Origin of the sequence: Oleiagrimonas sp. C23AA (assembly GCF_011759385.1) — a bacterium.
Classification (GTDB): domain Bacteria; phylum Pseudomonadota; class Gammaproteobacteria; order Xanthomonadales; family Rhodanobacteraceae; genus Oleiagrimonas.
Genome location: NZ_JAARLY010000001.1, coordinates 387456 through 401537 on the forward strand (window position 1 = coordinate 387456; position 14082 = coordinate 401537).

General features: G+C 64.2%; 7 protein-coding genes and 1 tRNA gene. 4 read left to right on the forward strand and 4 right to left on the reverse strand.

Features of this window, described 5'->3' with window-relative positions; all coding sequences use genetic code 11:
* Positions 1 to 12: 12 nt before the first annotated feature.
* From HBF24_RS01635 to HBF24_RS01645, 3 genes are all read left to right on the forward strand, one after another.
* A complete protein-coding gene (locus tag HBF24_RS01635; protein WP_167167937.1) occupies positions 13 to 2529 on the forward strand; it encodes a glycoside hydrolase family 9 protein in 2517 nt (838 codons plus the stop codon).
* Positions 2530 to 2766: 237 nt separating this feature from the next.
* Positions 2767 to 4401: a DUF5597 domain-containing protein gene (locus HBF24_RS01640; protein ID WP_167167938.1), complete on the forward strand. Its 1635-nt coding sequence runs from the start codon at positions 2767 to 2769 to the stop codon at positions 4399 to 4401.
* 27 nt (positions 4402 to 4428) lie between these two features.
* On the forward strand, positions 4429 to 6117 hold the full coding sequence (locus tag HBF24_RS01645; protein ID WP_240922042.1) for a glycoside hydrolase family 43 protein: 1689 nt from the start codon (positions 4429 to 4431) through the stop codon (positions 6115 to 6117).
* A 79-nt stretch (positions 6118 to 6196) separates the two neighbouring features.
* Here HBF24_RS01645 and HBF24_RS01650 read toward each other — a convergent pair.
* Together HBF24_RS01650 and HBF24_RS01655 are read right to left on the reverse strand one after the other, a co-directional pair.
* Positions 6197 to 6272 (reverse strand) — tRNA-Ala (locus HBF24_RS01650).
* A 46-nt stretch (positions 6273 to 6318) separates the two neighbouring features.
* Positions 6319 to 7452 carry an HRDC domain-containing protein gene (locus HBF24_RS01655; protein ID WP_240922044.1) on the reverse strand — a complete coding sequence of 378 codons (1134 nt, stop codon included), beginning with the start codon at positions 7450 to 7452 and terminating at the stop codon, positions 6319 to 6321.
* A 181-nt stretch (positions 7453 to 7633) separates the two neighbouring features.
* Here HBF24_RS01655 and HBF24_RS01660 point away from each other — a divergent pair, with 181 nt between their 5' ends.
* Complete coding sequence (locus HBF24_RS01660) at positions 7634 to 9604, forward strand: formylglycine-generating enzyme family protein (protein ID WP_167167956.1); 1971 nt, start codon at positions 7634 to 7636, stop codon at positions 9602 to 9604.
* 231 nt (positions 9605 to 9835) lie between these two features.
* Here HBF24_RS01660 and HBF24_RS01665 read toward each other — a convergent pair whose 3' ends face one another.
* Both HBF24_RS01665 and HBF24_RS01670 read right to left on the reverse strand, forming a co-directional pair.
* The gene (locus HBF24_RS01665; RefSeq protein WP_343162683.1) at positions 9836 to 10693 is read right to left on the reverse strand and encodes a fructosamine kinase family protein; all 858 of its coding nucleotides are present in this window, start codon (positions 10691 to 10693) and stop codon (positions 9836 to 9838) included.
* A gap of 59 nt (positions 10694 to 10752) precedes the next feature.
* Positions 10753 to 14040 (reverse strand): Rne/Rng family ribonuclease, encoded by a 3288-nt coding sequence (locus HBF24_RS01670; RefSeq protein WP_167167962.1) that lies wholly within the window; start codon positions 14038 to 14040, stop codon positions 10753 to 10755.
* Positions 14041 to 14082 lie beyond the last annotated feature (42 nt).

Consider the following 14082-nt stretch of genomic DNA (forward strand, 5'->3'; position numbering starts at 1 on the left):
AAGGGAAAGAACATGCTCAGAACCAAGGCTTTTACACTGCTGGCTGTGGCCGCGGTATGGCCCGTGTGCGCACTTGCCGCCGACTCGGGCCTGAAACTGGATGCGCAGGATGTGCTGTCCATGCAGGGGCTGGACGTGGTCGTGCACCAGAATACTTTCCATCCGGTGTTCCGCGACGAAAAGAACGCCGGCATCCAGATCATTCTCGAGGACCGGCGCATCGCCACCGATGGTGAAGTGCGGCTGATGCCGACGCCGGAGCAATGGGACCCGGTGCCCCTGTTCGTGCGCCGCACGCATGGCGAGGTGCCCAACCAGCTGGTGGTGCGCTCCGGCTATCGCGACATCCCGCTGATGTATCACATCGTGGTGACACCGGAAGGGCGTGGCGGATTTCGCGTCGCGGTCAACCTGGATCAGCCGCTGCCGAAAAAACTGGTGGGCAAGGCCGGTTTCAACCTGGACTTTCTGCCCAGTGCCTACTTCGGCAAAAGCTATCTACTGGGGGCAGCTTCCGGCATCTTCCCGCGCCATCCGGCCACCGGGCCCATGCGAACGCGTGCTGACGGCAAACAGGAGCCGCTGCCGATGGCGCAGGGCGGCCACACCATGACCTTGTCGCCGGAGGATCCTTCGACACGGGTCGCCATCACCTCTGACACCGCCCCCTTGAAGCTTTACGACGCGCGCGGCCAGGCGCAGAACGGCTGGTTCGTGGTGCGCGCTCTGATTCCCGCCGGCGCCACCAAGAACGCCATCGTCTGGCATGTGCATCCGCATGTGGTGCCCGGGTGGGTGCGCAAGCCCGTGGTCTCGTACAACCAGGTCGGCTATACGCCCAGGCGCGCCAAGGTGGCGATGATCGAGCTCGATCCCAACGATCACGATGCGCCGGACACGGCACGGGTGATGAAGGTGCAGGCCGACGGCAGCTACCGCGAGGTCTACCGGGGTCCGATCAAGCCCTGGGGGCGTTGGCTTCGCTACAACTATGCGCGCTTTGATTTCTCCAGCGTGCATGCGCCGGGCATCTACGCCATCCGCTATCAGGGGCACACCTTCGGGCCATTCCGCATTGCGCCAGACCTTTACGCCAAGGGGGTGTGGCAGCCATCGCTCGATTCCTACCTGGCGGTGGAAATGGATCATGTGAAGGTGCGCGAGAACTATCGTGTATGGCACGGCGATTCGCATCGCGACGATGCACGTCAGGCGCCACCAAACCACGTGCATTTCGACGGCTATCGCATGGGTGCGCATCTGGATTCGCCGTTCAAGGCCGGTCAGCACGTGCCGGGGCTGAATGTGGGAGGCTGGTTCGATGCCGGGGACTACGACATCCGCACCCAGAGCCAGGATTACGTGGTGCGCGATCTGGCCATGGCCGATGTTCTGTTCCACACCGACTGGGACAACCTGTCGGTAGACGAGAAGGCGCGCAAGGTCACCATGCGCCAGCCCGATGGCGTGCCCGATGCGGTGCAGCAGGCGCGTCATGGTGCGCTGCAACTGTTGGCGCAGTATCACGCCTTCGGCCATGCGGCTCTGGGTATCATCGCGCCAACGCTGCACCAGTACACGCATCTGGGCGACGCGGCGTCGAAAACCGACGGCCTGATCTACGACTCGAAGCTGGGGCCGCTGCAGCGCGACGGCGTTCATTCGGGCGTGCCCGATGACCGCTGGGTATTCACCACGCGCTCGTCGTCGCTGGACTACCTGACCGCAGGCGCATTGGCCTCGGCCAGCCGCACGTTGCGTGATCATGACGCCGCGCTGGCGCAACGTTGTCTGACGGTGGCGCTGAAGCTTTGGGCCCAGGAGCATGCCGAGAAGCCCGCGATGCCGAAGGAATTCGGCATGACCGGCGGTCCGCTGCGCATGGAAGAGGCCGCCGCTGCCGTACAGCTGATACTCGCCACGCACGGCCGTGCCGATATCAAGGCACGGCTGAAAGCGTTGCAGCCGGCCATCAGCCGGCACTTTGATCGGGTTGGGTGGATCGCGGTGCAGGCCATCCCGTACATGGATGCCCGCTACAAGGCATCGCTCAAAGCCGCGCTGCGTGCCTACAAGACCAAGCTGGACGACCAGCTGGCGAAGAACCCCTTTGGCGTGCCGATCAGCCGCGCCACCTGGGGTGGAGCCGGGCAAGTCAGCCGCTTCGCCTTTGCCATGTACATGCTGCACAAGGCGTTCCCGGATGTGGTCGGCACCGGCTACACGCTGCGAGGCTTTGATTACATCCTCGGTCGGCATCCGGCCTCGAACCTGTCGATGGTCTCGGCGGTGGGCACGCAATCGCGGCTGGCTGCCTACGGCAACAACCGCGCCGATGACAGTTTCATCGCCGGCGGCCTGGTGCCGGGCGTGCTGATCGTCAAGCCGGACTTTCCCGAGATGAAGGCGCACTGGCCGTTCCTCTGGTACGAAAGCGAGTACGTCATCGACACCGCCTCGTCATGGATTCTTACCGCCAATGCGGCGCAGGCGTTGACGAGTGCGACGGCGGCGTCAGCGGCGCCCTAAGCGCGGCCCTGTATAGATGCCGCGCCGGACAAGTCATCACGGTGGTGATGTGTCGAATAAAATATATGGACGTCTAAACGTCTATTTTTCACATAGAAGGAAGTCAGTAGTAAGCATATGGCCGAGCACTTTTCTACAAAGGCGTCCACGTCCACTCGGGCCTTGGCGAGAAGGGTATCGGGCATGAGCGTGCCGCGCCGTTTCAGGTGCTGGCTGGTGTCGGCATGCGCAATGGGTATGGCGGGCTTGTTTCCGTACGGCGCTGTCGCCTCGACACCCTCGAAAGCCGTGACGCCGCAGCTGGTTCATCGTCACGGAGCGGTGCAGCTGGTGGTCGACGGCAAGCCTCTGCTGATACGCGGCGGCGAGCTGGAAAACTCTTCGGCCTCGAGTCTGGCCTACCTTCAAAAGCTGTGGCCAAGGCTTGAGGCGTTACATCTCAACACGGTGATTGCGCCGGCGTATTGGGATTTGATCGAGCCTGCCGAAGGCCGTTTCAATTTCAAGACGGTGGATGGCCTGATCGCGCAGGCCAGGGCGCATCACATGCACGTGGTGCTGCTGTGGTTTGGCAGCTGGAAGAACAGCATGTCCAGTTACGTGCCGGCGTGGGTGAAGCGCGATCCCGCGCGTTTCCCGCGGGCGGTGGGTTCCGACGGTGCGCCGATGGAGATACTGTCCGCGCTCAGCGACAACAATCTTCAGGCCGATAGCCGTGCCTTCGTCGCCCTGATGCGCCATCTCAAGCAGATGGACGGCGTCCAGCACACGGTGGTGATGGTGCAGGTGGAGAACGAGGTCGGCATGCTGCCGACGGCGCGTGAGCACAGCGCGGCGGCCAATGCCGCGTTCAAGGCCGCCGTGCCGCGCGCATTGACTGACTACCTGAAAGCGCATCGTTCCAAACTGGCGCCAGCGCTACGCAAAGCCTGGCGCGCGCACGGCGAACGCCAGGGTGCGTCCTGGATCAAAACCTTTGGCAAAAGCGTCTGGACTGACGAACTGTTCACCGCCTGGACCGAGGCGCGCTACACCGGGCAGGTCGCGGCGCGCGGCAAGGCGGTGTATGACCTGCCGATGTACGTGAACGCGGCGCTGGTTCGTCCACACACGTTACCCGGTCAGTACCCCAGTGGCGGGCCGTTGCCGCATCTGTTCGATATCTGGCACGCAGCGGCGCCGGCCATCGACATGCTGTCGCCGGATATCTACTTCCCCAATTTCAGTGCGTGGGCGCAGCGCTACGCCACGCGCAAGCAGGGCTTTTTCATTCCCGAAACCGGGCGTGTGTCCGGCGCGCAGATGGGCGCCAATGCGTTGTATGCGTACGGCGCGTTGAAGGCCATGGGCGTGTCACCGTATGCGCCCGAATTTCTCTCCGCTGCCGACGCCAAAGCGCTGGGCCAGGCCTTCGGCGTGGTGCAGCAACTCACACCAATGATCTTGGCCCGGCAGGGCACATCATCCATGACCATGCTGCTGCCGCCTGCGGCTTTCCATGGCAAGGCGGACCTCACGCCCCAGCAGGTAACCATGGGTGCGTACACCTTCACCACGCGCTATCGGCCCAAGGGCGCTGTATCCATTGGCGCAAAAAACGAGGCTACTGCTGATGGAGTCCATGCCGCGCTGATTATCCGCGGCGCCCCGGATGATTTCTGGGTGGCCGGCATCGGCGCCACGCTGAGGTTTTCAAGCGCATCGCACGGCACTTCGCGGGTGGGTATCGCTTCGGTTTGGGAAGGCCATTTCGAGCATGGCCACTGGCTGCGCGGTCGCCAGTTGAATGGCGATGACACCAATCAGGGGCGATGGCTGCAACTGCCCGCAGACCAGTTCGTGATACGCGAAGTGCATCTTTACCGTTATTGATTTACCCGCTTGTACGAGGACTCGGACATGAAGCATGGCAGGTGGATGTGGGCATGGTTGCTGGCACTGGTGCCGTTACTCGGCTTTGCCCAGGACAAACCACTCAGTGCACACTTCTCATGGTTCGACTATCGCGGTGGCGATCCGTCGGACATGATCAAGGCGGGACCGGACACGTATCGCAATCCGATCCTGCATGGTTTCTACTCCGACCCCAGCATCACTCGCGCTGGACGCGACTATTACCTGGTCAGCTCCACGTTTGCCTATTTTCCGGGCATTCCGGTGTTCCACAGCCGCGACTTGGTGCACTGGACGCAGATCGGCAATGCCATCAGCCGGCCGGGGCAGCTGGACTTCAAACACCTGCGCCTGTCGCGTGGCGTGTTCGCGCCGGCGATCACCTATCACGACGGGTTGTTCTACATCTTAAACACCTGCGTCGATTGCGGTGGCAACTATCTGATCACCGCCAAGAACCCGGCGGGCCCCTGGTCCGATCCGGTCTGGCTGCCGGGGATTGATGGCATTGACGTCTCGCTGTTCTTTGATGACGACGGCCGTGCCTGGATCGTCAACAATGGGCCGCCGCCCGAGAAACCACGCTATCAAGGCCATCGCGCCATCTGGCTGCAGCAGTTTGATCCCAAGACCCAAAAGATGATCGGACCGCGCACTGTGCTGGTCGACGGCGGCGTGCATCCGCAAACCCATCCGGTCTGGATCGAGGGGCCACATCTGCTCAAGCATGACGGTTATTACTACCTGTCGGCGGCGCAGGGCGGCACCGCCGAGCAACATTCGCAGGTGGTGTTGCGTGCGCGAAAGATCACCGGCCCTTATATGCCCTACGCCGACAACCCCATTCTCACCCAGCGCGACCTGCCGGCGGGTCGGGCGCTGCCGGTCACCTCGGCCGGGCATGCCGATATGGTGCAGACGCCCGATGGCGCCTGGTGGGCCACCTTTCTGGCGGTGCGACCGTACAAGGGCAATTTCTACAATACCGGCCGCGAAACCTTCCTGTTGCCGGTCACCTGGAAGCAGGGCTGGCCGGTCATCCTGCCGCATGGCGCGCGCGTGCCCTACGTGCATGTGCGCCCCCATCTGCCCCTGGGGCGTGCTGCCCAGCCGACCGCCGGTGCGTTCCACATCCGCAACCGTTTTGACAGCAAAACCCTGCCGCTGGACTGGATGATGCTGCGCAATCCGCGCAGCAGCTGGTGGCACACCGGCCACGGTCTGACCATCACAGCGCGCGCCGTGCATCTGGGCGACAAGGGCAACCCGTCATTCCTCGGCCGCCGCCAGCAGCATATGGATGCCCACGTCGAAACGCGCATGCTTTTCACGCCGCGGCATGATGGTGACAAAGCCGGCCTGGTCGCCTTGCAGAACGATGATTACTTCTACTTCGTCGGCCTGGTCCGCACGCACGGCCACACCGAAATCCAGGTGGATAAACGCGCCGGCGCGGATGACCCCAAGCAGGGAGCCGTCGTTGCACGTCAAACCATCACGCTGGCGCCAGGGCAGCCCCTTTACCTGGGCATCGACACCAAAGGCGGCCAATACAGCTTCCGCTACGCCACCCAAAAGGGACGCTGGACCACGTTGCTGCGAAATGCCGACGGCACCATTCTTTCCACGCAGACCGCCGGCGGTTTCGTCGGCGCGGTGATGGGTGTGTATGCGGCGACCGGAAAGGGGCATTAACCGATTACACGGCACCAGATGCTGTCCGCAAGAAACGAGAAAGTCCGCCTATTAAGGCGGCCTTTCTCGTTGAATCGATTGGTGGAGCGGAGGAGGATCGAACTCCCGACCTTCGCATTGCGAACGCGACGCTCTCCCAGCTGAGCTACCGCCCCACGCGAGCGGCGCATGTTAGCGCAATGAGGGGCTTTCGCCAAGCCCTCAAGGCAGAAGCGGCGCCAGGCGCTCGCGCAGCAGGGGGCCGCGCCAGCCGTCGAAGGTTTCCGGCCACTCACCGGTGATGGCGATGCGCTCGATGGCCTTGCGTGGGCACAAGAGGCCGGCGGGCAGGTCCAGTTCCTGGGCCAGGGTATCCACTTCGCGTTTCATGGCGGCCACCGCGCGCTTTTGCGCGTCCTGCGGTGCGGGCGGGATGCTGGCGGTGGCGTCGACATCTTCAGCGCTGATCGGTGTTTGCAGCTGGGCCATCAGCTCGCGCCGTTGGGCGCCGCGCAGGGCGCGGCGGCCGCGGGTGATCGCGGCCAGTTCGCTGTCGGTCTGCGGTCGATCGCTGACCATGCTCATGGCCATGGCGTCTTCGAACAGCCACGGGCGCGGCGTGTCCAGCTCACGAGCGGTGCGGTCGCGCCATAGCAGAATACGCCGCAGCAGGGCCTGGTTCTCGCGGGACCATTCGGCGGCGCCACGGAATTCACGTTGCGGTTGCTCGTCGCCACTCTGGGCGGCGCGGTGCAGCATGCGCTGGCAGTCCTCTTCCAGCCAGGCAGTGCGGCCGAGTGACTCCAGCCTGGTTTGCAGCGCTTGCTGGATGGGCTCCAGATAGACCACGTCGAGGGTGGCATAGGCTTGCTGGGAGGCGGTGAGTGGACGCTGCAGCCAGTCCGAGCGGGTTTCACCCTTGTCCAGCTCCATGCCGCAGAATTGGAGCACCAGTGCACGGTAGCTCAGGCCCAGGCCATAACCGCACATGGCGGCGGCCAGCTGGGTGTCGAAGAAGTGGCCAAGGCCCCGCGGCAGCAGCGGGGCGAGCGCTTCGAAGTCCTCGCTGGGGCTGTGCATGATCCGCGGGCCGAGATGCCGGGACAGTGCCTGGCTCAATGCCGGGCCAGCGTCGAACTGCGTGGGATCGACCAGCGCGTAGCGATCAGCGGCGCCCAGCTGCAGCAGCGCCAGTTGCGGATAGAAGGTGTTGCGGCGCATGAATTCAGTATCAATACCCAGCGGCGCTTCGGCCGGCACGGCGGCCAGCCAGTCGCCCAGTTGGGCGGCGTTGTCGATCCAGTCGGCGGACGGGGCCAGCGCGGCGCTACCGGCCTGGTTCAATGTCTGACTCAAGAAATGTTCCCGTACGAAGGGCGCGCGGTTGCGGTCACGCGCCGAGAGTTTGAAAGCCAAGGCCGCCAACGATAGCAGGACGTGTGCATCGGGGCATGAGCAAAGCCCCCGGTTGCGGTTATGCTTTGCAGGTCGGCGCACGTCAGGTGCGCCTTTTGTTCCGTTAAGGACCTGCCTTGTCATGCCCAGTTCCGAGTCCGATCGCCGCCAACGCGCCCTGGGAGGGGCGATAGGCTCGGCGCTGCTGGGCTTTGCGCTGGTCTATCATTTTTTTCCTGGCCTGCTGCACGTGCAACGCGGTGGCACGCGCAACAACGCTACGCCGGTCAGTGGATCGATGTCGCCGCTGATGGGCTTCGAGCAGCGGCCTGAGGCCTCCAGACCGAAGCGGCCAGCCGATGCCGAGCTGGATGCCGGACCGCCCTTGTCGCTGGCGCCATCGGCAGTGATTCGCAAGCGCATGGCCAGTCAGTCCTCGCCGGCGCAGGCTGCCAGCGTTGCCGAGGCCCCGGACAGTCCGGAGGTGGCGGCCTTGCTCAAGCGCGCGCGCGAGGCGCTGGACAAGGGCAATCTGGTCGGCGGCGACGACAGTGCCGCGGCACTGTTCCAGAACGTGCTAAAGACCGATTCCAAGAGTCTGCGCGCGCAGTCGGGGCTGTCGGAAGTGCGCACACAGCTAATCGCCCAGGTCGAGCAGTCGCTGGCTGCAGGCGATGCCGATGGCGCCTCGCAGGCACTGACTTCCCTGAAGTCGCTGCCGCGCTCGGCAGACGATGTGAAGCGCCTGCAGCAGAGCCTGGATTCGTTGCAGCAGGTACGCCCGCTGCTGGCTCATGCCGCTCAGTTGATGCAGCAGGGCAAGTCGGTGGGCCAAGGCGATGACAACGCGCTGGCGGTGTATCGCCAGGTGATGCAGATCGATCCGGGTAATGCGGTGGCCGAGCAGGGACTGGCACGCATCCAGCAGCACTCGCTCGATCAGGCCTTGAGCGCGGCCGCACAGGAGGATTTCGATGCCGCCGATGCGGCGCTGGCACGCGCTGCGGAAATTTCGCCCGATTCGCAGAACCTGCAGGATGTGCGCGGCCGCATTGAGGGCTTGCGACGCCAGCGTGCGGAGAGCCTGCTGGCGCAGGCGCGCTCGGCGCTCGATGGCGGCAATGTGAAACTGGCCCAGCAGCTGGCAGCCCAGGCCATGCAGGCAAGTACCGATGTGCCGGGCATTGACGACTTCAACGAGCGCCTGAGCAACGCCAAGCTATACGCCAACTACAAGCCCGGACAGGTGTTCCATGACCGGTTTGTGGACATGCCCGGCGGCGCGCCGGCGATGGTGGTGATTCCCACGGGCAAGTTCATGATGGGATCGCCATCCAATGAGCGTGGCCACGAATCCAGCGAGTCGCCGCAGCATCAGGTGAGCATTGCCGAAGGTTTTGCCCTCAGCCGCACCGAAATCACCGTGGCGCAGTTCCGTGACTTCGTGCGCTCTTCCGGTTATGTACCCGATTCGGTACGGCTGGGTGGCTCCAGCGTCTACGACGAGAAAAGTGGCGCGATGCGCGAAGACGGCCGCGCCACCTGGAAAAGTGACTATGAAGGCCATCGCGCGCAGGACGACGAGCCGGTGGTCAATGTGTCGTGGAACGATGCCCGTGCTTACGCCACGTGGCTGTCCAAGCACACCGGAAAGTCCTATCGCCTGGCCAGTGAGGCACAGTTCGAATATGCCTTGCGCGCCGGTACCCAAAGCCGCTACTGGTGGGGTAATGGCCGCCCGTCGAGCCGGGTGGAGAACCTGACCGGAAGCGGCGACCGGTCCAGCATCGGTCGACGCTGGAGCAATGCGTTTGCCGGTTACCGTGATGGCTATTGGGGTCCGGCGCCGGTGGCGTCGTTCGCCGCCAACCCGTTTGGCTTGTACGACATGGACGGCAATGTCTCCGAGTGGGTAGACGATTGCTGGCACGACAACTACACACGGGCCCCACGTGATGGATCGGCCTGGGTCAACCCCGGCTGCGCGCGGCGTGTGGTGCGTGGTGGGTCATGGGGCAGTGCACCCGACCAGGATCGTTCGGCTTTCCGTCTGGGCGTGGCGGCCGATACGCGAAGTGGCCGGGTCGGTTTCCGCGTGATGCGTGAACTCTAGAGCCCGTCTTATGCAGGCGTTTTGTGTGTTTCGGTGGCGCAAATAGAAAGGCCCGAGCGATAAGCCCGGGCCTTTTCATGTCCTGCCGCACGCCACGTGGCATCCTGCCGGCACGCCATCCTTGCGTCCCCCCCGTGACGAGCGGTTGAGGTAAGTGTGCCCAAAGTCAGGGGACATGGATGCCGGGCGAGGTCGCGCAACCATGTAGGGAAAGCCTTACATTCGCGTTACTCATACAAATGGTTCCATGGCGTGATGCACGGCATCACTGTAACTGGCTCCGAACAGATTCAAATGATTGAGCAGATGGTAAAGGTTGTAGAGCGGCGCGCGTTCGCGCCAGTCGGCGGCCAGTGCGCCGCTCTCAGCGTAGGCTGAAAAGAACGCTTCGGGCGGGGCGCCAAATAGCGTCAGCATGGCCAGCTCGGCCTCTGCCCAGCCGTAGTGCACAGCGCCGGCATCGATGAGGGCAGGTTCGCCCTCACGGGTGCAGTGCAGGTTGCCGCTCCACAAGTCACCGTGCAGCAGTACGGCCGGCTGCGTGGGAATCCACTGCGATAGCCGGGCGCAAAGGGTTTCAATGCGTTGCACGCTACTTCTTGACAGCTGTCCGCCATCGAGCGCCTGGCGCGCCTGTGGCAAGAGTCTGCATTCGGCGAAGAATTGGTGCCCGTCCTGATGCCACGTGTTGGCCTGGGGAGAGTCGCCGCACCAGCCGTCATGATCGAAGCCAAAGCCGGGGCCGATGTGCTTGTGCTGGCGGGCCAGGCCCGTTCCGGCGCGTGGATAGAAGTCGGTGCCTTGGCGCCCTTGACCCAGATCCTCCATGACCAGCGTCCGTTGATCCGCGTACCAGAGGTCGGGGACGCGCAGGCCACCACTTTCGGCCAGGGTACGAAGGCCATTTGCCTCGCTGTCAAAAAAGCCCGGGGGTGCATTGGGTCGATGCTTGATCACTGCGTGACGCCCATCTTCCAGCAAGACGTGCTGGAGGCCTGGAGTGAGTGGCGTGGGCGGCAGGGCCGAATGCATGGTGCCGAGCTTAGCTTGACGGGGGTGCAGCTTGTCCAGTTCGGTTGGTTGTGCCATTCATGAAAAAGCCCGCGACTGTGAGGTCGCGGGCTTTTCTCTATCAGATTGGAGTGGCGTTACGGCGTGCTGGATGCATCCGGTTTGCTACGCGTCTGATCGCCCACCAAGTCGCCCTGGGTCGGTGCCTGGCGCGGGGATTCCGGCTTCTTCACCTCTGGCTTGGGCTCAACCGGTTTGGGCGCTTCCGGCTTCGGCGCCTGCGGCTTGGGCGTCTCAGGAGTCGGCACGGCAGGCTTCGGGGCTTCCGGCTTCGGAGTCTCGGCCTTCGGAGCTTCGGGCTTCGGGACTTCGACCTTCGGAGCCTCAGGCTTCGGGGTTTCGGGCTTCGGGGCTTCGACCTTCGGAGCCTCGGGCTTCGGAGCTTCAGCCTTCGGCGCCTCAGACTTCGGGGTTTCGGACTTCGGGGCTTCGACCTTCGGAGCCTCGGGCTTCGGAGCTTCAGCCTTCGGCGCCTCAGACTTCGGAGCTTCAGGCTTCGGAGCTTCCGGCTTCGGAGCCTCAGCCTTCGGAGCCTCGGCCTTCGAAGCCTCAGCCTTCGGAGCCTCAGCCTTCGGAGCTTCCGGCTTCGGAGCCTCAGCCTTCGCGGCCTCGGGCTTCGGAGCCTCGACCTTCGAAGCCTCAGCCTTCGGAGCCTCGGCCTTCGGAGCCTCGGCCTTCGGAGTCTCAGCCTTCGGAGCCTCGGCCTTCGAAGCCTCAGCCTTCGGAGCCTCAGCCTTCGCGGCCTCGGGCTTCGGGGCCTCAGACTTCGGAGCCTCAGACTTCGGAGCGTCGGCCTTCGGGGCCTCAGACTTCGGAGCCTCAGACTTCGGAGCGTCGGCCTTCGGGGCCTCAGACTTCGGAGCGTCAGCCTTCACCGGCGCCTGCTTACGCTCGCCCGTGTGGGACGGCTTGGCGGTACCTTGCGCCTGGCTGTTCGTGAGGTTGTCCTGGGCGTCGCTGTCGGAGGCGGCGTTAGCGTTGCCATTGCCGGAGGTGTTTTCCGCACCGTCCTGGCGACGACGACGACGGCCACCACGACGGCCGCGGCGGCGACGCTGGCCGTTGGCGCCGCTCTCGTTGCCAACGTTCGATGCGTCCTGATGACTTGCCGAGCCGTTCTGGTTTTGGCCCTGGCTCTGGGTGCTGGTGTCGACGGTATGGCTGTCGTCGCTCTTGCTCGGCACCGGCGCCGGTTCGGCCTTGGGCGGCTGCGGCTTGGGCGCCTCGTTCTTCACCGGCTCGCTCTTGACCTGGTTGCTCGGCTTGGCCTCGGCGGGCTTGTTGTCCGGCGTGGGGCGGGTGTCCTTGCGCTCCTGGTTGGCCGTTTGCGGCGCCGCCTTGGTCGGGCGCTCCTTCTTCTCGGGCTTGTCCTGACGGTTGCGACCACCGCCTTGCTTGTTGCCCTCGGATGCCTTGGCGTTGCGCTCGTTGCGCGACTTGCCTTGTCCGTTGCCGTTGCCATTGCTGGCGTTGCCGGAACGGTTGCCACGCTCGTTGCGCGAACGCGAGCTGCGCTCGCCTTCGGCACGCTCATTGCGTGGCTTGCGGCTGTCCTGACGCTTCTGACCCTGGCTGCGGTTGCTCTGCGACTGGCGCGCGCGGCGGGCCGACTTGTCATCGCTGGCGGCGGTTTCGGTGGTGTTGTCATCACCGCGGAACCAGCCCAGGAAACGGGCCAGCAAGCCCGGCTGGGCGGGCTGACGGGCGCGTGCTGGCGTGGCCGGAACTTCGGCGGCGGCTGCGGCCGCATTTTCGCGCAACGGTGCCGGCGTCGCCGGCACGATGCCGCTGACGGCCGGCTCGTCGCTGCTGCCCAGGTTCTGGCCCATCTTGCGCATGGCATCGGGTTCGACCGGGGTCAGGCGCTCGTAGCTGGGCTTGGCGTGCTCGCCCATTTCCGCTTCGCGGATGCGGCTGATTTCCAGGTGCGGCGTCTGCAGCTTGTCATCGGCGACCACCACCACATGCACCTTGTGGCGCATCTCGATTTCGACGACACCAGCGCGCTTTTCGTTCAGCAGGAAGTTGGCCACGTCGGTCGGCGCCTGCACCAGCACCTGGCCGGTGTGGTCCTTCATGGCGTTTTCTTCGACCAGACGCAGGGTCGATAGCGACAGCGATTCAATGCTGCGGATGTGGCCGTGGCCATCGCAGCGCGGGCAAACGATCTGGGTGGCTTCACCCAGGCTTGGGCGCAGGCGCTGACGCGACATTTCCAGCAGGCCAAAACGGCTGATGCGGCCGACCTGTACGCGGGCACGGTCCAGCTTCAACGCGATCTTGAGGGTTTCCTCGACCTCGCGCTGATGCTTGGGGCTGTCCATGTCGATGAAGTCGATCACGATCAGGCCGCCGGCGTCGCGAATGCGCAACTGGCGGGCGATTTCCGTAGCCGCCTCGCAATTGGTGTTGAACGCCGTCTCCTCGATGTCGCTGCCCTTGGTGGCGCGCGAGGAGTTGATGTCGATGGCGGTCAGCGCTTCGGTCTGGTCGATCACGATCGAGCCACCCGAGGGCAGGCGCACGGTGCGATCAAACGCGCTCTCGATCTGGGTTTCGATCTGGTAGCGCGAGAACAGCGGCGTGGTGTCGCTGTAAAGCTTGAGCTTGCGCAGGGCGTTGGGCATCACCTGCTGCATGAATTCGCGCGCGTCGTTGAACAGCGCTTCCTCGTCGATGAGGATTTCGCCGATGTCATTGCGCAGGTAGTCGCGCAGGGCGCGGATGAACAGCTTCGATTCCTGGTAGATCAGGAACGGTGCTTTCTGCGCGCTGGCGGCGTTGGAGATGGCTTTCCACAGCTGCAGCAGGTAGTCCAGATCCCACTGCAGTTCTTCGGCGTCGCGGCCCATGCCGGCGGTGCGCACGATCAGGCCCATGGAATCGGGCACCGACAGATGCTCCAGCGCTTCCTTCAGCGCGGCGCGATCTTCACCCTCGATGCGGCGCGAGACGCCACCGGCCTTCGGGTTGTTGGGCATCAGCACCATGTAGCGGCCGGCCAGGCTGATGTAGGTGGTCAGCGCCGCACCCTTGTTGCCGCGCTCTTCCTTCTCGACCTGGACGATGACTTCCTGGCCTTCCTTGACCAGCTCGCGGATGCTCGACTTGTGCGGATCGGCACCGTCGGCGAAGTATTCGCGGGCAATTTCCTTCAGCGGCAGGAAGCCGTGGCGCTCGGCGCCGTAATCGATGAAGCACGCTTCCAGCGAAGGCTCCACGCGGGTGATGCGGCCCTTGTAGATGTTGGCCTTTTTCTGTTCGCGGGAGGGGATCTCGATATCAAGATCGTAGAGGGTCTGGCCATCCACGATGGCCACACGCAACTCTTCACGCTGAGTTGCGTTGATCAACATGCGTTTCATTGTCGTTATTCCTCGGCTTTGAGGCCGCGCGGCCGCGCGCCG

Bases quoted from the DNA above. Each gene is read 5' to 3' on its own strand.
- HBF24_RS01670 (WP_167167962.1), bottom strand. From the start codon at position 14,040: ATGAAACGCATGTTGATCAACGCAACTCAGCGTGAAGAGTTGCGTGTG.
- HBF24_RS01660 (WP_167167956.1), top strand. From the start codon at position 7,634: ATGCCCAGTTCCGAGTCCGATCGCCGCCAACGCGCCCTGGGAGGGGCG.
- HBF24_RS01645 (WP_240922042.1), top strand. From the start codon at position 4,429: ATGAAGCATGGCAGGTGGATGTGGGCATGGTTGCTGGCACTGGTGCCG.
- HBF24_RS01640 (WP_167167938.1), top strand. From the start codon at position 2,767: ATGGCGGGCTTGTTTCCGTACGGCGCTGTCGCCTCGACACCCTCGAAA.
- HBF24_RS01635 (WP_167167937.1), top strand. From the start codon at position 13: ATGCTCAGAACCAAGGCTTTTACACTGCTGGCTGTGGCCGCGGTATGG.
- HBF24_RS01665 (WP_343162683.1), bottom strand. From the start codon at position 10,693: ATGGCACAACCAACCGAACTGGACAAGCTGCACCCCCGTCAAGCTAAG.